The organism is Sphingobacteriales bacterium, assembly GCA_016711285.1.
In the GTDB taxonomy this organism is placed as follows: Bacteria; Bacteroidota; Bacteroidia; order Chitinophagales; family UBA2359; genus JADJTG01.
The window spans coordinates 49408-72552 of record JADJTG010000016.1 but is presented as its reverse complement, the minus strand read 5'-3'; the positions used below and the strand labels follow the sequence as shown (position 1 = coordinate 72552).

Genomic DNA, 23145 nt, shown 5'->3' with positions numbered 1-23145 from the left:
CAATTTATCAAAACTAATGGATAATGAGAAATATCATGTTTCTTATCAATGATTTACAATTTTGCTTGAAAAATCAAATCAGTTTTTCCTATCGGGCAATCGTTTTATTGGTGTTCGTGGGTACTTTTTTAAGCTCCTCTCTCGCTGCCCAAAAAACAATAGAAATTTCGGCGAACCCTGCCGAGTTTAAAACACAAATCAATGCGCTTTTTGAGAATACTCAAAGCGAAAAAACAAAAGATATTCTCAAAGAATTTAACAAAAATATAGATAAAGGTGCTTTGGACGAAGAAAAAATAGCGCAGTTGGCGGCTTTGTTCAATGTAATGTTTTCCAAAAAAATGACGGCTTCGCCCTATATAGACGGCTATATGGCTGCTGCCAATAAGCTTTTGCTCATTGATACCGAAGGCACACGATTTAAAGGCTGGATAGAGGTTTCTACCCAATTCGCCAACTTGATGGAGCGCGGCAAAAACGCCCGCTACGATGCTTTTATTGATTTTTCAAACAGTTTTTTTGAGCGCAAAGTGCTTTTTGATTCGCCGGCAAAAAGCTGGGGCATCAAAACAGACGATTTTATGATGGCGTGGAAAGACAACGACATTACCATCACTGCTCCCAAAACCACTTTTTTCGGAGCCACACAAAAAAAAGATACCATCACCATTCAGGAAACTGCCGGAATATTTTATCTTTTGGGGAAAAAATGGATAGGAAAAGGCGGAAAAATTACTTGGGAACGCACCAAAAGTTTGTACAAAGACGCTTATTGCGACTTGCAGGATTATGAAATTAACTTGGAAAACCCCGAATTTATCATAGAAAACGTAACACTGCATTTGGATAAATACCTGCCACAGCCGCAAAAAGGACGCATCACCGATAAAATTGCCGTGGTGATAAAAGACGACTACGAATATCCACAATTTGAAAGCTATAATCACGATTTATCCATTAAAACCCTCGCCGATAACGTACATTTTTTTGGCGGATTCGGCTTGCGCGGTGCCAAAGCCACTATTTTGGGAACAAAAGAGCAAAAAGCGTCGATGCAGTTTTTTTCTTCCAAAGGAAATGTGGTGCTCAAAGCACACGCCCGCTTTGTGGGTATCCGCAACAACGAAGAAATCAACTCCACCGAAACCGAAACCGCCCTTTATTTTGCTCAGGATTCCATTTATCACCCCAGCCTTACACTCAATTACAAAATACCCACCAAACACCTGCGTTTGGTGCGCGACGAAAAAGCCACTTCACAAATCGCTTTTATGGACAGCTACCACAAAGTGGAAATGAAAACCGATGCTTTAGACTGGAAATTGGACGAGCCGAAAATCACTTTTCAGAAAATATCCACTCTGGAAGGCAAGCCCGTTTTTATTGAATCATACAACTATTATAATAAAAACCGTGTAGAAAAATACCTCGCACTCACCGAACAAAACATGGTGGCGATTTTGAAAAACTGGCTCGTGGGCGGCTCTAATCAGATGCCCGCCTTGGATTTCGCCCGTTCTATCAACAGCAACTACAATGTACAAAGCGCACTCACAGTGATTTACGATTTGGTAGCCGATGGATTTATTTATTACGATTCGGTGGCAGAGATGATCACCATTCGCGAAAAAGCCCGCGATTATGCCCTCTCTTATCAAAAAGAAAAAGACTACGACAATATACAGTTTGTTTCGGTATATGATAAAGATAACATTGAACTCAATCTCGATAATTACGAACTCAACCTGCGCGGCGTAAAACAAGTAATGTTGAGCGATACGCAAAAAGTGGTATTGTTTCCGTATAATAAAGAATTTTTTGTAAAAAAAGAGCGCGACACCGATATTTACGGCGATGTGGTGGCAGGGCGTATGGACTTGATTGGCGGCAACTTTAAATTTAACTACGGTGATTTTAATATCAATGTGGACTCTACGCAAAAACTCCTTTTTTATATCCCCACCAAAGACCAAATAGACAACCCCAAAGAACTGAAAACCGAGCCGATAAAAACATTTATCCACAATGTAAGCGGCACCATGGAAATTGATAATCCCGATAATAAGTCCGGTTTGGTGAATAATGAGCAATATCCGCGCTTTGAGAGCAAGAAAAACTCTTTTGTGTATTATGATGACAAAGAACTCTTCAACGGAGCTTACGCCCGCGACCGTTTCTTTTTCAAACTCGACCCTTTTACCGTAGAAGATGTGGACAGAATATCGCCCGAAAAATTGTCTTTTGGTGGTATGATGGTGTTTGGCGATATTTTTCCGGAAGTGCGCAAAACCATTGATATTCAGGAAGATAAATCATTCGGATTTAAAGACGGCGAAGTACATGAAAATACGCCTTTGTATAAAAATATAGGGAAATTCACAGGTGCGGTGATGATGAACCTGCGCGGCTTGCGCGGCGATGGGTCGGTATTTTTTGAACCCGCCACGCTCAAAGTACGCGATTGCTTGTTTTTGCCCGACTCTATGCTCGTAGATGCCGATGAAGTACTCATAGAAAAGGGCAAATTTCACGGCGTTTCATATCCTAAAGTTACCAACGGCTTGCACAAAGTGCGCTTTTTTCCTTACAAAGACAGCCTGAACCTCATTATGAAAGAACAGCCCTTTGTGATGTTTGAAGACCGCGCTCAAATGAAAGGAAACCTCCTCATGCAGCGCAGCGGACTCAAAGGGCGCGGACACTTTTTATGGCAAAATGCTTTGGTAAAATCGCAGTTGTTTACCTTCGACGAAGCCACCGCCTACTCCGATACCGCCGACCTCGAAATCAAAATTGCCGAAGGCAGCGACAAAGTGTGGGCGCAAGCTAAAAAACTCAAAGCTACGATGCAAATGTACGATGACTTTGCCAATTTCAAACGTCAAACCGACACACTCGGTATCAAAATGCCTGTAATTCGCTATATGGCATACTCCGATGAGGTGGACTGGAAAGTAAAACAAAATGTGCTTACCTTCAAAAATAAAGGCGATCAATTGGCAAAATATTATTCTTTGAATAAAAAACAGGATTCTTTGCGTTTTGATGCTAAATTAGCCGAATACGAATTGGATAAAGACTTGGTGCATTTCAGTGGAGTACCCGATATAAAAATCGCCGATGCTTCTATCATTCCGCCCGACAACAAATTTGATATAGGTGCTGATGCTGCCATGCAAACCATGCAAGGCGCACGCATAGAAGTAGATACACTTTCCAAAATTCACAATATATCCAATGCTGATGTAGAAATTTTCGGACGATTCAATTATCGTGCCTCCGGCGATTATGTATATCAGTCGCCCTCGTTGAGCGACCAGATTATCCGCCTCAATTCCATCACCACCCAATTTATCAAAAACGAAAAACAAGAACGCCGCAAAGACAAAACCCTCATCAAAGACGGCTGGTACACCTTCGCCGAAACCGATGTGCCCGAAGAGCAGAACTTCCACTTAGATGAACGCATGCTCTTTAAAGGAAAGGTTGCTTTGGCTTCGCAAAATAAATTTATGACCTTCGACGGCTTTTCAAAAATAGAACTGCGTACCCAAAAGTTGTCAGCACGCTGGTTTGCTTTTAAAGATGAAGTAAACCCTAAAAACATTCAGATAGCATTGGACACCTTGCTCAAAGGCGAGGAAAAAGAGCCTTTGTTTACGGGGCTGATGTTTAGTTTTGGCGATAATATGCCGTATTCGGTATTTATGGACTCCAAGCGCGGCGGCGACGACTATGCCCTCACACCCGCCAATGGTTTGCTGGCATACAATGCCAAACAAAAAACCTATCAGGTGGGCGATGCCGCCAAATTGCGGCAGGAAAAAATTATAGGAAATGTATTTACTTTGTACGATGAGCAAGACAAAGTGAATGTAGAAGGAAAAATAAACTTTTGTCGCAATTTGGGTTTGGTAAAAGCCGATGCTGCCGGTATCATAGAAAACGACCTCAATGCCAACAGCTTTTTGTTTAAAAATATTGCTTTGGGCTTAAATATGCACTTTGACGGCAAAATATGGGACGCTATTGCCACCGATGTGCGCGAGTTGGTTTCCGACAACAAAGAAGTAAACTTTATGACGCAAGGCTTTAACAAAGCGGTAGTAGAATTGGTAAAACCCGAAATTGCCGAAGTAACCCTCATTAATTTGTCCAAAGACGGCTATTTCAACAAACCCAAAGATTTTGACTACCCACTCTTTTTTGCCGACCTCACTATGGTATGGGACAGCCTCAACAACTCTTTCCGTTCGGTGGGCAACTTCGGCGTGGCGTATATCGGCAACACCTACATCAACCGTACCGTCAAAAACAGCTATATAGAATTTGCGCCGCGCAAAAACGGCGACTTCTTCAATATTTATATAGAAATGGAAGACCCCGAAAAAGGCGTACCTCAATGGTACTATTTCCATTATTCGGCAAATACTTTTCAGGTGCTTTCGTCCAAAGCGGAAATCAACACGATGATAGAGGGAATTAAAGAGAGCAAACGCATCAAAGAAGACAAAGAGAAAGCCATTAAATATCAATATATGGTAGCTCCGGTGGTCAAGAAAAACAATTTTGTGTTCCGACTACAAGAAAACCGAAGTTGGTACGAAGCCTTAGAAAAAGTCGTGAACGGCGAAGAGGATAAAAAATAATTGCGTAAAAAAATAAGTCGATACTATTGGTAGTTTAAAATAAAAGATTATATTTGCAAAAGAGCAGGAGATAATAAAAGTTATTTTAAACAACAGAGTTATTTTTTTATCACTCAAAAATAAAAAATTATTATATGAAAAAATTTTTTATTACAACAGGGCTATTGTTCTGTTATATAGTAGCCGTTGCCCAAAATGTTTATATTCCCGATACCAACTTTAAAAATGCACTCCTCAACCACGACCCCGTTATAAATACCAACGGCGATGGCGAAATTCAAATAGCGGAGGCGTATGCCTTTGCTGGACAAATAAATATCAACAACAACAATATAAGTGATATTAAGGGAATTGAATATTTTTTGAATATGACGACATTAGATTGCAGCTATAATGAAATTAAAAAACTGCAAATAGAAGATTTACAACTCTTAAAAAATATTTACTGCGCCCATAACAAAATAGAAACAGTTATTTTACATAATTTATCTAAATTGACAACTTTGCAATGCAATAATAATAAAATTGATTACTTATTCATACAAAATACCCCCCAATTAAGTATTTTATACTGTCAAAATAATGAGTTATCTTCTCTCAATTTATCAAATTTTGGTTATAGTTTAAAAGACTTGAATTGCAGCCAAAATTTGATTTCCGATTTAGAAGTGGGTTATTTGTACAATATAGAAAATATAGATGCGGGTAATAATAATATATCTTCTATAGATGTGAATAATATGCCTAATCTGAAATTTTTTGATTGCTCTAATAACGACCTGAGTAGTTTAAAAATTGAAGGGTTGAATCATTTGCAACAATTATATGTGCATCAAAACTCATTATCGGATACTATAGTATTGAGTAATTTGGCAGACTTGGAAAAATTTACTTGTTATACTAACTTTATTGCTGAATTGAAATTGGATAACTTGCCAAAATTATACTATATAGACTGTCACTACAATAGTATAACAGAATTGGCAGTAGAAAATTTTCCGGAACTAAAATATTTAGACTGTGGTATTAATGAAATATCTGTACTTAATGTTTCTGATTTAGACCATTTGCAAACACTAAAGTGTATTAATAACAATCTGGCAGACTTAGACGTGGGAGGCTGTTTTAATTTAGAAACATTGAACTGTAATGGTAATAACTTGGCAAAGTTAGACGTTTCTAACAACTACAAGTTGAATTTTCTGTCTTGTCAAAATAATGGTATGAGTTCTTTATTTTTGAAAAATGGCAGAGATGAATTATCTTATATCGTTCAGCCCAATGCTTACAACGATTTAGGAATAATGTACAATAACTTTTTAAGTATATCTGTTGTGATAAGGATCAAATGTCTTCAATAATAAATATGCTTAATAGCTATCCTTACAACGGACCTTATATGCCTCCCTGTCAGGTGAATAATTATTGCTCATTTGAGCCGGGCGGAAATGATTATAATGTGGTTTCAGGGGCGGTTAAAATAGATATGGGCAACAACGACTGCAATGAAAATGCTGTTTCTGTTACAAACCCAATTATTGAATATGATAATGTTGAGGGAAAAGGCTATATTATTGGTAATCATACGGGTAAATATGACTTTTACTGTAATGAAGGCACCTTTAAGCTCCAACCTCAATTAAATGATATACCATATTATTCCGTTGCTCCGGCAGTTTTAAACTTTGGAAATGATATTGACACTATTACTCAAGACTTTTGCATCAAACCTATCTCCACATACCACGATTTAAAGATTACGCTTATGCCTTTAATTGATGCCAGGCCGGGTTTTGATGCAACATACCAAATTATTTATCAAAATATGGGCACAATTATTGAAAATGGAAGTATTGGCTTACAATACGATGCAAGCCGTTTAGAATATATTTATAGCAACTCATCATTAGCTGCTCAAAGCAACAACCTTCTCCGTTGGAATTTTGAAAACTTATACCCTTTTGAAAGTCGTAGTATTATTTTCCATATACGTGTAAATTCACCACAAGAAATACCAGCAGTCAATATTGGTGATGTGTTAAGTTATTTAGCATATATTGATTACCCTCAAACAGACGAGACACCCGAAGATAACAGTTCTGCTCTGCGTCAGACTGTTATTGGCTCTTGTGACCCAAATGATAAAATTTGCTTACAAGGTACACAAATTGAAGTCAAAAATATTGACAATTATTTACATTATGTAATTCGATTTCAAAACACAGGGACAGCTGAAGCTTTCAATATAGTAGTAAAAGATGATATACCTAAGAACTTAGATATTTCTACTTTTAGAATGGTAGGTGCAAGCCATGAATGTCGTTTGCGTTTGGAAGGTAATAGTTTAGAGGCGTTTTTTGAAAATATTAATTTGCCCGATAGCACCACCAACGAGCCAGAGAGTCATGGTTTTTTAGCTTTTAAAATAAAAGCTGTCGACACAGTAGGTATTGGTAGCAAATTAGAGAATACTGCTGATATTTATTTTGACTATAATTTTCCTGTTATTACTAATACTACGCAAACCGAAATTATTGAAACCATACCTGATGTAATAGGTTTTGAGGATACTAATAGTAATTTATTGCAACTTTCGCCTAATCCGGTGAGTAATTTTATTTGTTTACACAGCATAGAAGAAATAAAAAGTGTTAATATTTATGATGCTTTGGGTAATTTGAAAATTTCTTTACAAAATCCCGATAATCAGATAGATATACAACATTTGCCGAGAGGTATTTATATGCTGAGGGCAATTATTGGCGAAAGTCCTTACAGTACTAAATTCGTTAAATAAATTATTTTATACAATCACCTTAACAAACTGATTTTTGCGCTGTGTGCTTTTTCTGTTTCGGGGTGAATATAGCTGATAAGGTAGATGCCCGCCGGAAAAGGGCTTAAATCAATGTCGATCGTTGTTTGCTCCGACATATCGTATCGTGCCAAAAGTTTGCCGTTCATATCCGCCACATACAACATACCGCCCACGCTGCCGCTTGTCGTAGTTATGGTGAGTGCACCGTAGGTGGGATTGGGATAACAACTCAGCAATAACAGCGAAGGCTGCTCCGTCTCTTGTTGGGAGAGGCTGTCGGCTGCTGTTTTATTCATCACCGGAACGGCTATCGTCACTGCTTCGGGCTGCGATTTTTGCGGTGGGGGAGGTGTGTCGCAGGCGGGTGCACTGCTGTATTGCTGTATCACGCGTACCAATAAATCGGTGGCGGTTTCTACTTCGTAGTGGTCGGTGCTGGGTTTGATGTGTGCATTGCCGATACCACTGTCGTCTGTCAGAAATGTATAAGTACCGTTGCACGCCAACGCCATAGAGCGCAATAAATATTCGCCGCTTTTATCAATGCCACTGCACGCCATCGGCACGATGCGGATACCTTTGTGTGCTGCCGCCGCCAACGCATTGTGGAGGCGTTGTAAAGTGGCGGCATCTTGATGTGCCGGCGCATCGGTGATAACAAAAGCTAGCCGCGCCCGCGCTGCCTCGCTCCACGATAATTTTTCTACGGCGGTTTCGAGTGCTACATCTAAGGCTTCGGGTGTATCGCCGCCGCCGCCAAATCTGGTTTTTTGCAAAAAATCGGTGCTTACATCAATATTTTCGTTTAAATCCGAGTATTTTGTAACAAACAAATCGCCTTCATCTTGATACAGCACAATCCCTGTGCGAATATACAAGTCGTTTTGTCGGCTTTTTATCTGTGCGGTCACTTCGCTGAGTTCTTTTTGCAAATAGCGCAGTTCATCGCCCATAGAGCCGGTTACGTCCAATACAATCACAATATCCAAAGAGTCGGCAGCGTGGCAGTCGGCTTTCGGCAATTCCACCATATTGATACCTTGCTGAAAAGGTTTTATTTTTTTTAATATTTTTTCGTTTTTGCCTTTGCCCACACGCACTTGCAGCTTGTCGGGATTTTGTGTGGCGTGGTCGAGGAACAAATTTGCCCACAGTTCGGCTTTTCCGGTATTGTCGCTGCGGCTGCTCCACAACACCACTTTGTTTTCGTCCAACAACTCCACCGGCACATCGCTTAGTGCCCAACCTTCGCTATTGCTCACCTGCACCGTAAAACGTTGTGTAGGTAGGCAATGCCATATTTGTTGAAACTGCGCCAATTCGCCTTCGGTGAGGTCTTTCCACAGTTCCCATTTTCCGAAGTCGTTTACTTCTCCGGCGGTGAGCTTACCTTGCAGGTTTGTATCGGCGGCATCTTGTCGCAACAAAGGGGAGGTCGGCGAGGCGGCACTTGTAGGTTCGTCTTTAACTTTGCGCAACGAAGGGGGCGGCGAGGCGGTTGTAGGTTCGTTTTTAACTACTTCATTAATTCTACGGTCGTAAGGTGTTCCTTTATGAGCGGCTGCATCGTAAGTGCCTAGTGTTTTTGAAGCAATTGATTCAACCATTCTTGTGGGCATAGCTTCCAAATCTTCGCGGGTAACAGCCTTTATTTCTACAGCACGGTTTCCCTTTTCTTCTGTCATTTCAAAAACTTCTTCTCTGTTACTTGAAACAGGTTGCAGAAAAAAGTTGTGAAGAAGTGTAGCCTCTTCGTATAAATGCAGCGTATCGCTCACAAAGGGTTCGTAGTTTGGTGCATAAATGCCAAATACATATTTTCCGGTAGGCAAAACGTAGCTGTAAGCACCCTCTTTGTCCGAAAATATCAAATATGGCATACTGCTTATTGCAATAGAAGCTGTTAAAGGGAGATGCGTGTGGGCATCATACACACTGCCTTCTATTTTGCTGTTCTGTGCCTGTATCTGGCAGGTATTGAGCCATAATATTATTCCCCCAAGCAAAACGTTTAAAAATTTCATATAAGAATAAAAAAATAAAATCCATAAAAAAAATAGGTCAATAAAACTATCAGCAAACAAACGATAAAACACACAAAGAATTGTCATTTTATTGTCTTTTTTTATGTAAAAATATAGTGATATTGTTTATAAATAAGGAATATGAAAAAAAAGACGGCATCCAATAAAACCAAAAAAAATATTAGGAGCAACTTTGATACGATTAAATTATAAAAATTGTACTTTTTTACCTACCTTAGCACTTTATAACGCCGATACCTGCATTTGCTGTTTGCGCAAAATAGGAACGGACAGATAAAGAACGAATGAGGTGTTGGCGGCGTATTTCCAAAAACATAAAAACATTCTAAAACAAGTATAATAATATGAGTTGGATTCGTTCTTTTTTCACCTCTTCCATCGGCAAAAAAGTGATTATGGCAATTACGGGCTTATTTCTATGCCTGTTTTTGGTAATACACATGGCGGGCAATTTTCAGTTGCTCATTCCCGATGGTGGGCAGTCTTTTAATGCTTATGCGCATCTTATGACTTCTTCGCCCATTATCAAAATTGCTTCGTGGGGCACTTATCTTTTTTTCCTGTTGCACGCCTTCGACGGGCTGTATTTGGCATATCGCAACCGCCAGTCGCGCCCTCTGCGCTATGCCGCCGGTGCGCCGGGTCGCTCCAATACTTCGTGGGCATCGCGCAGTATGGCACTCTTGGGTGCTTTGATTTTCTTTTTCTTGGTAGTTCACATGAAAAGTTTTTGGTTTGAATACAAATTCGGCCATCTTCCTACTGACCAATGGGGCAATAAAGATTTGTATCAAATCGTAAAAGTTGCTTTTTCGCAATGGTGGTATGTAGCTTTTTATTTATTGTCGCTCATAGCTTTGTCGTATCACCTGATGCACGGTTTTCAGAGTGCTTTCCGCACTTTGGGTTTGATGCACAATAAATACACCCCTATCATACAAAGCATCGGTTTGCTATATTCCATCGGTATTCCTTTGGGTTTTGCTATACAGCCGCTTTATATGTTGTGGCTATCTATGAACGGCGGTTAAAAAAATCGCAGATATGTTCTTTTTTTCTTTTTATTATTATTGTGAATTAAAAAAAATCAACTCCCGATATGTCCTTAGATGCAAAAATTCCTGCCGGTGCATTAGCCGATAAATGGAAAATGTATAAATCTACCGTATCTTTGGTAGCACCACACAACAAACGCAAAATAGAAATCATCATTATAGGCACTGGTCTTGCCGGAGCCTCTGCCGCCGCCACCTTAGCCGAGTTGGGTTATCGTGTCAAAGCATTCTGTTTTCAAGACAGCCCCCGCCGCGCTCACTCCATCGCCGCACAGGGTGGTATCAACGCCGCCAAAAACTACCAAAATGACGGCGACAGCACCTATCGTCTTTTTTACGACACCATCAAAGGCGGCGACTACCGCGCCCGCGAAGCCAATGTGCATCGCCTCGCCGAAGTAAGTGCCGCCATCATTGACCAGTGCGTAGCACAAGGTGTGCCCTTCGCCCGCGAATACGGCGGCTTACTCGCCAATCGCTCTTTCGGAGGGGTGCAGGTACGCCGTACTTTCTACGCACGCGGACAAACCGGACAGCAGCTATTGCTCGGCGCATACAGCGCGCTCAATCGCCAGATTGCACTAGGCAATGTGGAAATGTTCAACCGCCACGAAATGCTGGAGTTGGTGAAAATTGACGGCAAAGCCCGCGGCATTATCGCCCGAAATCTCATCACAGGTGCTTTGGAACGTCATTTCGGACACGCTGTAGTATTGGCTACCGGCGGCTATGGCAATGTGTTTTATCTTTCTACCAACGCAATGGGCAGCAATGTTACCGCCGCCTGGAAATGCTACAAACAAGGTGCTTTTTTCGGAAACCCCTGCTTCACACAAATTCACCCCACTTGTATTCCGGTGAGTGGCGACCACCAGTCCAAACTCACGCTGATGTCGGAGTCTTTGCGCAACGACGGGCGCGTGTGGGTGCCCAAACGCAAAGAAGATTGTGATAAAAATCCGGCAGACATCAAAGAAGAAGACCGCGATTATTATTTGGAGCGCATTTATCCGGCTTTCGGAAACTTGGTGCCGCGCGATGTGGCTTCAAGGGCTGCCAAATATGTATGCGATGAAGGAAGAGGCGTGGGAAAAACCAAAATGGCAGTTTATTTGGATTTCAAAAGTGCCATTGAACGGGACGGCAAAGGAGCAGTGGAAGCACGCTACGGTAATTTATTTGAAATGTATCAGCGCATCACCGATGAAGACCCTTACAAAACACCCATGCGCATTTATCCCGCCGTACACTACACGATGGGCGGCTTGTGGGTAGATTATGAACTGAGTACCACCGTACCCGGCTTGTATGCCACCGGCGAATGTAATTTCTCCGACCACGGAGCCAATCGTTTGGGTGCTTCGGCATTGATGCAAGGTTTGGCAGACGGTTATTTTATATTGCCTTATACCATCGGCGCATATTTATCCAAAGAAATCGCCACCAAACCCATTTCTACCGACCACCCCGCTTTTGTGGAAGCCGAAAATAAAGTGCGCAATGATTTGAGTCGTTTGTTGGGTATCAATGGAAATATGACCGTAGATGAATACCACCGCGAACTCGGAAAAGTGATGTGGGATAAAGTAGGTATGGCACGCAACGAAGCAGGTTTGAAACAGGCGGTGAGCGAAATTCAGCAGATACGCGGCGACTTTTGGAAAAATGTGCGCATACCCGGTAAAGCCGAAGAACTGAATGTAGAATTGGAAAAAGCTGCCCGTGTTGCCGACTTTTTGGAGTTGGGTGAATTGATGGCATTAGATGCACTCAATCGCAATGAAAGCTGCGGCGGACATTTTCGCAGCGAATACCAAAGCGACGGCGAAGCCCAACGCCGCGATGACGAATATATGTATGTATCGGTTTGGGAACACAACAGTAATGTTTCAACACCGGTGCTGCACAAAGAAGAATTGAAATACGAAGTAGTGAAACCAACAACGAGAAGTTATAAGTAGTATCATCAATCACAATAGAATAAAGAGGATTTGCAGTTATTTTTTTCGGCAGCAATTCACACTTTTTTCAATTAAAAAATAAAACATCAATCAATGAAACTCAATCTAAAAATATGGCGGCAGCGCAATGCGCAAGATGCCGGAAAAATAGTGGATTATCAAATTGACCATGTGGAGAGTGATATGTCGTTTTTGGAGATGATGGACGTACTCAATCAGCAACTCATCAAAAAAGGAGACGACCCTGTTGCTTTTGACCACGATTGTCGCGAAGGAATTTGCGGTATGTGCAGTATGGTTATCAACGGTCGCCCGCACGGACCCTGGGAGCGCACCACCACCTGCCAATTGCACATGCGAGCCTTCAAAGATGGCGACACCATCTATATTGAGCCGTTTCGCGCCGGTTCTTTTCCGGTGGTGAGGGATTTGGTCGTGGACAGAAGTGCCTTTGACCGCATACAGCAGGCGGGCGGTTTTGTGTCGATAAATACAGGTAATGCCGTAGATGCCAACTGTATTCCGATTGAAAAACGCAACGCTGATGCTGCTTTTGATTCGGCGGCTTGCATCGGTTGCGGGGCTTGTGTGGCAGCTTGTCCCAATGCGGCAGCGGCATTGTTTACATCTGCCAAAGTAGCACATTTGGCTCTCTTGCCACAAGGTGAGCCGGAACGCTATCGCCGCGTACTTAGCATGGTCAATCAAATGGACAATGAGGGTTTTGGCGGCTGCACCAATATCGGTGCTTGCGAAGCCGAATGTCCGAAAGGTATTTCGGTTGCCAATATAGCTCTGATGAATAAAGACTATTTGCGTGCCAGCTTAGTAATACAGCAAGAAACAGCAGTTGCCGAAGAAGGCGGATAAAAAAAGTAGTTTAATTTTTTTAACAAAAAATAAAAAACCTATCAGTCGGCAAAAACTGATAGGTTTTTTGTATGTTTTCGTTTTTATGCTTGTGTAGGAGGTCCACCGCCAAAGTTCATCGGCGGAATATGCCCGCCGCCGGAGTCGGTGATTTCACCTTGCGCATTTTCAAATTTGGAAATGTTATCTTCCAAAGCTCGCAGCAAACGCTTGGCGTGTATGGGTGTGAGCAAAATACGAGAGCGCACTTTTGCTTTGGGCATACCGGGCAGCACTTGAATAAAATCTAATACAAACTCGGTAGCAGAATGTGTAATAACTGCCAAATTAGAGTAAACACCTTCGGCTACATTTTCAGATAATTCAATGCTTATTTGGTTCTTTTTTTCGTCAGACATATAATCGGGTTGATAGAATACAAATAAAGTGATAATATTATTTTATAAGGTACAAAACAATACAAATTCCACCTATAATAAGTTCATCAGAAAACTTTAAAAGTTAATTCTTTTTGCTCTTTTATTTGATATTATGCCAATATTATATATTTGTTTTCTTAAAATCAATAAAGTATATGTTTTTCTTATTCCGATTATTCGCGCTCTTTCATCCATTTTACAATGGCAGGGGCGAGTTCTTTTTGGGAGCGTGCGCCCACAAATACGCCGATGTGTCCACCCGGAAACTCGTACATCGTTTTATCCTTAGAGCCTACCGCATCGTTGAGCGGGCGCGTACATACCGGCGGCACGATGTGGTCTTCTTTGGCATAAATGGTGAGTAGGGGCATCGTGATGTTTTTTAAATCTACTTTTCTGCCGTCCAGCTCCAATTCGCCTTTGATGAGCTTGTTGTGCTGATACATATCTTTGATAAAGCGGCGATAGGTTTCGCCGGCTTGAGCGGGACTGTCGGCAACCCATTTTTCCATACGCAAAAAATTGAGCAAAGTAGCTTGATCTTTCACCACTTTGTTCATATTTTGATATTTGCGCATTTTGTTGAGTGGTTTGAGCAAATCGAAGCCGGAGTTGAGAAAATCGCCCGACACCACTCCGCCGAAGCCGTCCACAATGGTATCTACGGGCATTGTTTTTGCCCATTTAAATAATAAACCTTCGTTGGGTGCAAAGTCTATGGGAGCAACCAAGGTGATGAGGTTTTTTATTTTTTCGGGATACAAAGCGGCATACATTACACTAAATGTACCGCCTTGGCACACCCCCAACAAATTTACACTTTCTGTTTGGTGTGTTTCGCGGATATAATCAACGGCATCGTTGAGGTGCTCGTTGATATAGGTTTCCAGCGTTTTGTAGCGGTCAATGGCAGAAGGATAGCCCCAATCTATCAAGTAAATGTCGCTGCCTTCGGAGAGGAGTTTTCGGATAAGGCTGCGGTCTTCCTGCAAGTCCATCATCTCCCAGCGATTTACGAGGGCGTAGCTAATCAGCAAAGGTGTTTTTACACTTGCCTTGCCTTCGCGCTTAAAGCGGTAGAGTTTTACTTTTCCATCGCTCCACACTATTTCGCGGGGTGCAGTGGCAATGTCCACAGTATTCACGCTTTGTATGTTGCGCAAGGCATTGCTCATTTCCGATAAGCGGTCGGCCCATTGCTCTATGGTTGTTTTCATGATTTTTTATTTTAAAAAAGAGTAAAAAATAGGTGCACAAAAAATAAAAATATCTTATTCTCTGTATTATTTATGCTTTTTTGCGCGGTGTGGTGTTGCGTTTGGGCGTAGTTGCCGGCGGCGTATTGTCATTATCTACGTTTTTTTCTGCAAACAAATCCACTTTTTTGGTATCGGCGGCAATTAGTGCGGTTGTGGTAGCAGATTTGGGTGCGGCGGCGGCAGGGCTATTTTCTATGGCGGTGAGGCGTTTTTCCAAACGGCGGATTTTGTTGCGCAAAGCTGCCAATTCTGCGGCGGCATCGTCAAATTGCGAGCGCGTAACGAGCGGCACATTTTCCAAATACAGTTCGGTGGCTTTGTCCACGAGCGATTTTACCTGCACGGCTGCTGCTGAACTGCTGCCCTGCAAAGCGGCGTACTGGTCGGTGCGCATCAGAGCAATGAGTTTTTCTTCGAGTGTATCCATGTAGGTTTTGCTGAAATCTTCGAAGTCGGGCATCGTGTTGTTGGCGCGATAGCTTTTTTCCATTGCCTGCAAAGTTTCGGAGAGGGCAGGGGCTGCTGCCGCCTGACTGAGGCTTTGGAGTTGCATACTTTGCTGTACATAGCGGTTGTATGCAAAACGCGCTTCGTTGAGTAGGCGCAAAATTTCGGTTTCGCGTCCTTTTGCCATCATATTTTCAAAAGGAGCCATTTGCTGCTGCAAAGTGTCGTTGAGTTGCAGCAAAAACGAAAACCATTGGTCGGTGTTGCCTTGTGCCCATTGTTGTTGGAAAGGCTGCCACGCATTATTTTTGAGCTGAAGGTTTTGGGCAGCACTCATAAAGCTGTCAAACATTTTGTCGGAAGCCTCTTGCCATTCTTTTGGGAAGAAATTTTTGTTGAAACCCATCACCGGATTTACAAATTGCAATAATGCTTTGGTATCAAAAATGTTTTTGATTTGTTCGGCATCAAAGTTGCCGTTTTTGAGCAGGTCGGCAGTACGGCTCCACGCTTGTTTGAGGTGTTGTTGGAGTTGTTCAAAACTGTGGTAGTAGGGTTTCATAGCAGCAGGAATTTTGTCGGCGAGGGCATTTTGAAAAAAACGCTCTCCTTGTTCTGCCCATTGTTGCCATTGTTTGGCAGGATTCCATTGTTCCATCGTTTGTTGGGAATGGCGGCTTTGCTCTTGTGCCCAGTCGCTCCAGCGTTTGCCGAAATGTTGTTGTATTTTTGCCCACTCCTGCATTTGTTGCGGCATTTGCGCCATCGGGTCGTTTTTTTCGCTGTTGGCACTCCATTGTTGTAGCCATTGTTGGCTGGCTTTGAGCCATTCTTCCGATAATTGCTGCGGTGTGTCGGATTTATTTTCGGTGTTGGTATTGTTCCAGTTGTTCATCATTTTCAACGAACTATCTGCCCATTGCTCCCACCACGTTTTATTGTTACTCATATTATAAAAAAGGTATTTTTTTTTAAAAATAAATGAAGATTAAAAAGCGGGTATAAAAAAAGCGACGGTTTAAAGGTGTCGGAAAATTATATCCATAACCGTTTAAACCGCCGCTAAACCCTAAAATTTGATTACAATCAATATTTATTCAATTAACTAATCCTCAAAAAAAATTAAGCAAACAAATTTTGTACGGCTTTTGTGTTTTTAACCATAGTATCGGTCATTTGATTAAAAAGCTCCAAATATGATTTGCCCAAACGTGCGTTGCGCTCTTGTACTTTTGCAAAAGAAAACTCTTGAACGAGTTCGGTGCAAAAATCTACGCTTTGGCTCACTTGTTTGCTTTGGAGTTCTATCCATTTTTCCACTAATTCGGCAGGCTGGTGTTTGCTGTCGTTTTGCAACAGATTTTTGTTGGCGTTGAAATAATCAACTGTTAATTTTTGAGCTTGTTGTACCAATTTTTCATTTGCGCCCAAAGTTTCCACTAATATTTTAGTGCTGTCGCTTACATTTTTCAATAAATCCAAATTGTTGTTTACAATTTGCTCGTAAGTATTGTTATTTTCAACTGCTTTTTTCATGATATTGTCTTTTTTTTGTTAAATTTGAATTTGATACTGCAAAGATAGCGGCAGATGGCGGGGCTATACAAGTTGTTTTTTTAAATAAATATAATGACTTTTTAGTTAAATTTGTCTTTTATTTAAAATATATATTTGATTATCAGTGTTTTATGTTGTATAATATTTGTGCTGACTTGTGCACTTTTCTGTGATAAAAAATAAAATTATGGGAGATAAATTGCGAAAATTCAAGCGTTTTTCGGATAGCCTCCTGCCACACGAGGTACGTTATCTGTGGCAGCAGCAGCATTTCAAAGAGGAGAATAATCGTTCTATTCTGGAAAAAATCCTTCAGCGTCAAAGCAGCAAAGATATTATTTTTGATACTGCGCTCGACAAACGCCGCTATTCCAATATAAAAAAATGGATAGAAGAAAAACTAAACAGCATTGATGTAGATGTGCAATTGGCGTGGATGCACCATTTGGAGCAACAAATCAATACCGACTCCATTACACCTGCCGAAGAAAAACAACTCCTCAAAGCGATTAAAAATTACAATGCTGTTACGTTTTATTTTACCAAATTTTATGAACTGGCACTTACTTACCGCCATTATTTGCTCATCAGAATGCGCTATACCGAATATCAGTTGGTGGAGCAGTTTTTGGAGCGTATGGCGGCGAGTTATCAGCGGGCTTTGGCAGTAAATGAGCAAATTCACCGCGCTACCTTAGATATTGTAAATGAATATGCCGCCACCGCCGAGCAAAATAATACCCCCTCGTGGGAGCAGCACCTCACCGATATTTTTTATGACGAAACCATAGACGGCAGCAACCGTTATCTGGCATTTGTACGGCTGATTTTTTGGTATTTCAACCGCCGCAATTTTGAGCAACTCGGCGAAAAACTGACCTATTTAGACCAAATATTTGCCGGCGGCACTTTTTACAGCAGACGTTTGCTCATCAACTACTACGGCAATCGCCTGATGTACCATGCCCGCTGCCACGAGTGGGAGCAGGCGGAGTATTTCGGCTATTTGTCGCTGCAATATCATACCACCGAATATTTGCATTATGTCAATAATTTATGTGCTGTATTGTTGCGCCGCCACAAATATCAGGAAGCCTTTGTATTGTTGCAAGCGGCACTACCCGATATGAAAACCACCTCCAATTATCACAGTAAAATCGGTTTTGTGGCTTTTTATATAAAATGTTTGCTCTACAATAAACAATACAAACAAGCCGAAAATTTTGCCGAGTCGTTTTTTAATGTATATCGCAAGGAGATTTTTACGCATCGCTGGCATTTGTTTTTTTCGGCATATTTGGAAACTTTTCTGGCACAGCGCAAATATGGTCGCCTGCTGACGGTGGTGCATCGGCTGCAATTAATGAAATATGAAAAAAAATATCAGCACAATGCCAATTATCTGCCCACAATCTGGTGGTATTATGCGTTGTCGCAATATAAAGAAGGTGAATTGCCGGAAGATGATTTGAAAAAAATAATTTTGGAAAATGGAAAAATACATTTGCAAGACAACAACAAACGCTATGCAATGGACGATTTGTTAGATACCTTGCAGCCACACATGAACAATATCGTTCAAAAAGCGCGTGCGCTGATGAACACTTCGGGTGTTTAGTTGTTGTTGTAAATGTGCGAAGTATTAACTTTGCGCTTTATTTTTATAAACAACAACAACTTATTTTCAACGATTATGTATCCTGCCGAACATGTTATTCCGCGCAAAAAGACCTCACTGATTTTGGTTTTGAAGAAGTAGAAAGCCCTGAAGCCGTAGATACTGTACTTCAGCAAGGAGGTACTGTGTTTGCGGTTATCAATTCCATTTGCGGCTGCGCTGCTGCTAATGCCCGCCCTGCCGCCAAACATGCCGTACAAAACAGCGGCAAACGCCCCGACCATCTCATCACTGCTTTTGCCGGTGTAGATACTGCCGCCGTGAACCGTTTGCGCGAACACTTGCTGCCGTACCCCCCTTCTTCGCCTGCTATGGCTTTGTTCAAAGACGGAAAATTGGTTCATATCATCGAACGCTACCAAATAGAGGGCAGACCCGCCGAATTGATAGCCGACAATCTGAAAGCTGCTTTTGAGCAATATTGTTGATATGGAAAAAAGCAAAAAATATTATTAAAAAAACAAAAGGGGTTCTGCTTCAAGCAAGCAGAACCCCTTTTTGTTAAAATATCTTTTTACTATGCCGTAATGTAACTTTTGTTGCTTTAAAACGGAAAGCCACTTTCTATTTTTGCGGCTCTTAAAAAAAAATTATGATAAATACCGTAGAAACACCACAACAAACCGACCTCAGAAGACAGGACAGTATCTGTGTAAACGAGAGCCAACAACAAAATACGGCTTGGTACAAACAACTGAAATATACGCTTGTAGGCATTGCTTTTGGCATCATATTCGTAAAAGCGGAAATTATCAGTTGGTATCGTATTCAAGAGATGTTTCGTTTGCAATCGTTTCACATGTATGGTGTTATCGGCAGTGCTGTGTTGGTGGGTATGGTATCGGTGTGGCTGATAAAGCGTTTTAATGTACGCACTTTGAATGGCGAAACGATAGAATTTCACCCTAAAGCTTTTAACAAAGGACAAATTTTTGGCGGTTTGATGTTCGGCATCGGCTGGGCTATTACAGGAGCTTGTCCGGGACCTTTGTTTGCCCAAATCGGCAGTGGAGCTACGGTAATTGTGGTTACGCTGCTCAGTGCCATCGCCGGAACTTGGCTCTACGGCTATTTCCGCGAAAAACTCCCGCATTAAATTACTTTCAGAACTTTTTTTAAGTGATGTTAAAACTGCTTCTGATAAAAATAATGTTTAAAAACTCAATTCTTGCTTAATAAAATCTAAAAAAGGATTCTATTTGCCAATGTTTTTTTTGTAAAATTCAGCAATTTCTTGAAAGCTAAATGCTGAGACTCGGGAAAATTGCTGAATAATAAAAATTACTCCCCCATTTGCCTTTAATTCCTCTCCTCCAATCTAAATAGCTCTTTGGCATTTTTCGGTTGGAATAGAGCTGCACATTTTTATGTAAAATAAACCGTACAAGATCATTTTTTGTTACGGTTTTTTTATATTATCCCTATCAAAAACTGCTACCTCTTTTGTCCTCACCGAATGTTTTGATAAAATATCACCATTCAAAAAAAAATGAGAAAAAATAAAATTAGTATTGTAGATATGTTAGCTAATTGCGTATATTTGTAGGTATTAGATTATGTGTGCAATATTGTGCGGGTGTAGTAGTTAGCGGCAAGCATAAACAACGACAGCGCGAATTATGACTAACAGGATACAAAAGACAATTATTAGTGAATTTCTGACCTTAGTTGATAAAGACTTTATAACGGAGACTGAAGTGTTAGAATTAATTTCAACGGTTGATAGCTTGTACAAAAAGAGACATCTAACAGACAGCGATTTTTACAGGCAAAAGATTGAGCTAATTATTAGGTACTTAACTTCTGCCGCTAAAAGTGTAAAAAATAATAGGACAAATAAAAATGTAAAACTGACTTTACATTCAGATTTGCGAAAAATCTTTGACAGCGACTTAGGTGGTATTGATTATAGCAGGACTTCGTTATCAGACCTTGATAAGTTAGACAACGATAAAGTAATTCCTATTTCATTGCAGACAGTTCAAATCGTTTTAGAGAATTTAATAATCCCTAAAAGACGACTTACATCAGAAACTGACTTTGAGAAATTGGTAACAGGACAGCTTGCCGACATTTTTGGCAAAGAACATGTTCACAGACAATATAGTGTTGGTGGTTTTCTTGCACTCAAAACCGACATTGATGTGGGTAATGGACAAGTTGGAATTGAACTTAAAATTGCAGACAACTTGAGTGCGACTGATATGCAACGAATTATCGGACAAGTGGTTTATTACAAAAGACGTTTCTACAACAACAATTTACTGCTTTTTATTGTAAGTAAATCGACAATCAATCCGAAAATTAAAGAATTAAAAGACTTTTTAGAAGAACTTGGAACGGTAGTAGTATTCACAACAGCAATCAACGTATGATGACAGAAAGGCAGCCTCCAACACAAGATTTGCATCAGGCGGACTGAAGTGCAAAGACTCAACTACAGCTTTTAATTGAACTTTAGTAATAATATCAACGTTTGTACTTCAATTTTCCGACTGAACGCAAAGCCGTAACCCGCCGATATATATATATATATATATATGAATATCCAAGAAGAAATTGCGGAATATATAAACAGCCACTCAGAACAAAAACGTGTTGATTTGCAAACATTACACGACAATCTTCTGAAACTAATGCCCAAGAGTAAACTATGGTTTTTAGATGGTAAAGACGATAAAGGAAAAATTGTTACTAATCCGAATATCGGCTATGGAGTGCAAACTATAAAGTACGCTGATGGTAAAACCAAAGAGTTTTATCAGATTGGCGTTAGCGGCAATACAACAGGTATTTCGGTTTATGTTATGGGTATTGAAGACAAAAAATATCTACCTGAAACATACGGAAAAACAATAGGAAAGGCAAGCGTAACGGGTTATTGCATTAAGTTCAAAACTTTAGAGGATATAAACATTGACATACTTAAAGAAGCAATACAGGACGGACTTAAAAGGACAAGTGGCTGATGGCAACCGAAAAAAACGAACCACTAACAACGTGTATGCGATAATAATTCGTAACCTCACATAATAATTTTCAAAAAAACATCAATGAAAGTAATCATCACAGGAGTAACAGGAATGGTAGGCGAAGGCGTATTGTTTGAATGTTTAAGCAATACCCTTGTTACCGAAATTTTAGTTTTGGGCAGAAAAAAATACGACTTACAACATACCAAAGTGGAAGAATTAATTTTGGAAGATTTTTCTGAAATCAACAAACATTCCGAAATATTAAAACAGTACGATGTTTGTTTCTTTTGTGCCGGCGTAAGTTCGGTGGGTGAAAACGAAGAAAGTTTTACAAAAAAAACATACGATTTTGTAGTTCCCTTTGCCACAAAGTTGTCACAAATAAATCCAGAAATGACGTTCATTTATGTGTCAGGAAGTAGAACCGACAGCACCGAAAAAGGAAAAGTGATGTGGGCAAGAGTAAAAGGCAAAACAGAAAACGCACTAATGAGACTGCCATTCAAGGGGCAATACAATTTCAGACCAGCTATAATGAAGGCAACCAAAGGACAAAAAAATGTAAAAACCATTTACAGAATAATCGGTACTTTATTAGCTCCATTTTTCTCCGCAAATACATTATCACTTACACAAGTAGGGCGAGCAATGATTAACGCTGTGTCAAAAGGCTATCCAACAAAAATTTTGGAAGTAAATGACATTAAAGTATTGGCTAAATAAAAGCGTATTTAATGAAAGCAAGCGTTTTTTTTAATATCCCACCTGCACAAAGTTGAAAACGCTTGAGCGTTGCTTTTCCAAAAGAGAGCGAAACAAACAACAAAATTTTATAATTTTGTGAATATATTTAAACTAAAGAAAATATGAGAATTTTAAAAAAGATTTTAATCGCATTAGCAATCATTATTGCGATTCCATTAATTGTTGCTTTGTTCGTGAAGAAAGATTATGCCGTAGAAAAGGAAATTGTCATCAATGCACCCAAAGCAGAAGTTTTTGAATATATTAAATTTCTTAAAAACCAAGACAATTACAGCAAATGGAACAAAATAGATCCGAATATGAAAAAGACCTACACAGGAACAGATGGAACGGTCGGCTTTATTTCGGCTTGGGAAAGTAAAAACGAAAATGTGGGCGTTGGCGAACAAGAAATTCTGAAAATCACGGAAGGAGAAAGAATAGACACAAAACTACGTTTCAAAGCACCTTTTGAGGCGCAAGATGACGCTTATATGATTACCGAAGATGCAGAAAATAATCAAACAAAAGTGAAATGGGGATTCAAAGGCGCATTTCCTTATCCTATGAACCTGATGGGTTTATTTTTGAATATGGATAAGGAAATAGGCAGCGATTTGGAAACAGGATTAAATAATTTAAAAACAATTTTAGAAAAAAATTAAATC

Annotated in this window: 18 protein-coding genes; 13 read left to right on the top strand and 5 right to left on the bottom strand. The window is 40.4% G+C overall.

Going from position 1 to position 23145, the window contains the following annotated elements:
* The first annotated feature begins 23 nt into the window (after nt 1-23).
* From IPL35_15550 to IPL35_15540, 3 genes are all read left to right on the top strand, one after another.
* Entirely contained in the window at nt 24-4649 is a 4626-nt protein-coding gene (locus tag IPL35_15550) for a hypothetical protein (GenBank protein ID MBK8444728.1), read from the top strand.
* A 164-nt stretch (nt 4650-4813) separates the two neighbouring features.
* Nucleotides 4814-6010 carry a hypothetical protein gene (locus tag IPL35_15545; protein ID MBK8444727.1) on the top strand — a complete coding sequence of 399 codons (1197 nt, stop codon included), beginning with the start codon at nt 4814-4816 and terminating at the stop codon, nt 6008-6010.
* Between the two features lie 5 nt (nt 6011-6015).
* Nucleotides 6016-7446, top strand: coding sequence for a T9SS type A sorting domain-containing protein (locus IPL35_15540; GenBank protein MBK8444726.1), 1431 nt, complete (start codon nt 6016-6018; stop codon nt 7444-7446).
* Between the two features lie 14 nt (nt 7447-7460).
* Here the strand turns inward: IPL35_15540 and IPL35_15535 are convergent, their stop codons facing one another.
* Nucleotides 7461-9473: a VWA domain-containing protein gene (locus tag IPL35_15535; GenBank protein ID MBK8444725.1), complete on the bottom strand. Its 2013-nt coding sequence runs from the start codon at nt 9471-9473 to the stop codon at nt 7461-7463.
* Nucleotides 9474-9856: 383 nt separating this feature from the next.
* Here IPL35_15535 and IPL35_15530 point away from each other — a divergent pair, with 383 nt between their 5' ends.
* From IPL35_15530 to IPL35_15520, 3 genes are all read left to right on the top strand, one after another.
* Nucleotides 9857-10543, top strand: a complete 687-nt coding sequence (locus IPL35_15530; protein ID MBK8444724.1) for a succinate dehydrogenase cytochrome b subunit — start codon at nt 9857-9859, stop codon at nt 10541-10543.
* Nucleotides 10544-10611: 68 nt separating this feature from the next.
* Entirely contained in the window at nt 10612-12528 is a 1917-nt protein-coding gene (locus tag IPL35_15525) for a fumarate reductase/succinate dehydrogenase flavoprotein subunit (protein MBK8444723.1), read from the top strand.
* Between the two features lie 93 nt (nt 12529-12621).
* Entirely contained in the window at nt 12622-13398 is a 777-nt protein-coding gene (locus tag IPL35_15520; GenBank protein ID MBK8444722.1) for a succinate dehydrogenase/fumarate reductase iron-sulfur subunit, read from the top strand.
* 83 nt (nt 13399-13481) lie between these two features.
* On the opposite strand, the gene IPL35_15515 is transcribed toward IPL35_15520, so the two are convergent.
* The 4 genes from IPL35_15515 to IPL35_15500 all read right to left on the bottom strand — a co-directional run bounded on the left by IPL35_15515 (nt 13482) and on the right by IPL35_15500 (nt 17059).
* Nucleotides 13482-13796, bottom strand: a complete 315-nt coding sequence (locus tag IPL35_15515; GenBank protein ID MBK8444721.1) for a DUF3467 domain-containing protein — start codon at nt 13794-13796, stop codon at nt 13482-13484.
* Nucleotides 13797-13990: 194 nt separating this feature from the next.
* Nucleotides 13991-15034, bottom strand: coding sequence for a class III poly(R)-hydroxyalkanoic acid synthase subunit PhaC (gene phaC / locus IPL35_15510; protein ID MBK8444720.1), 1044 nt, complete (start codon nt 15032-15034; stop codon nt 13991-13993).
* A gap of 70 nt (nt 15035-15104) precedes the next feature.
* Nucleotides 15105-16472 (bottom strand): hypothetical protein, encoded by a 1368-nt coding sequence (locus IPL35_15505; protein ID MBK8444719.1) that lies wholly within the window; start codon nt 16470-16472, stop codon nt 15105-15107.
* A 173-nt stretch (nt 16473-16645) separates the two neighbouring features.
* Nucleotides 16646-17059 (bottom strand): hypothetical protein, encoded by a 414-nt coding sequence (locus IPL35_15500; GenBank protein MBK8444718.1) that lies wholly within the window; start codon nt 17057-17059, stop codon nt 16646-16648.
* A 208-nt stretch (nt 17060-17267) separates the two neighbouring features.
* Between IPL35_15500 and IPL35_15495 the strand changes: the two genes are divergently transcribed.
* The 7 genes from IPL35_15495 (at nt 17268) to IPL35_15465 (ending at nt 23142) form a co-directional block, all read left to right on the top strand.
* Complete coding sequence (locus tag IPL35_15495; protein ID MBK8444717.1) at nt 17268-18698, top strand: hypothetical protein; 1431 nt, start codon at nt 17268-17270, stop codon at nt 18696-18698.
* A 62-nt stretch (nt 18699-18760) separates the two neighbouring features.
* Nucleotides 18761-19186: a BrxA/BrxB family bacilliredoxin gene (locus tag IPL35_15490; protein MBK8444716.1), complete on the top strand. Its 426-nt coding sequence runs from the start codon at nt 18761-18763 to the stop codon at nt 19184-19186.
* 164 nt (nt 19187-19350) lie between these two features.
* The gene (locus tag IPL35_15485; protein ID MBK8444715.1) at nt 19351-19854 is read left to right on the top strand and encodes a YeeE/YedE family protein; all 504 of its coding nucleotides are present in this window, start codon (nt 19351-19353) and stop codon (nt 19852-19854) included.
* Nucleotides 19855-20377: 523 nt separating this feature from the next.
* Nucleotides 20378-21133: a hypothetical protein gene (locus IPL35_15480; protein MBK8444714.1), complete on the top strand. Its 756-nt coding sequence runs from the start codon at nt 20378-20380 to the stop codon at nt 21131-21133.
* Between the two features lie 165 nt (nt 21134-21298).
* The gene (locus tag IPL35_15475) at nt 21299-21727 is read left to right on the top strand and encodes a DUF1801 domain-containing protein (protein ID MBK8444713.1); all 429 of its coding nucleotides are present in this window, start codon (nt 21299-21301) and stop codon (nt 21725-21727) included.
* 84 nt (nt 21728-21811) lie between these two features.
* Nucleotides 21812-22456: an NAD-dependent epimerase/dehydratase family protein gene (locus IPL35_15470; protein ID MBK8444712.1), complete on the top strand. Its 645-nt coding sequence runs from the start codon at nt 21812-21814 to the stop codon at nt 22454-22456.
* 143 nt (nt 22457-22599) lie between these two features.
* On the top strand, nt 22600-23142 hold the full coding sequence (locus IPL35_15465; protein ID MBK8444711.1) for an SRPBCC family protein: 543 nt from the start codon (nt 22600-22602) through the stop codon (nt 23140-23142).
* Nucleotides 23143-23145 lie beyond the last annotated feature (3 nt).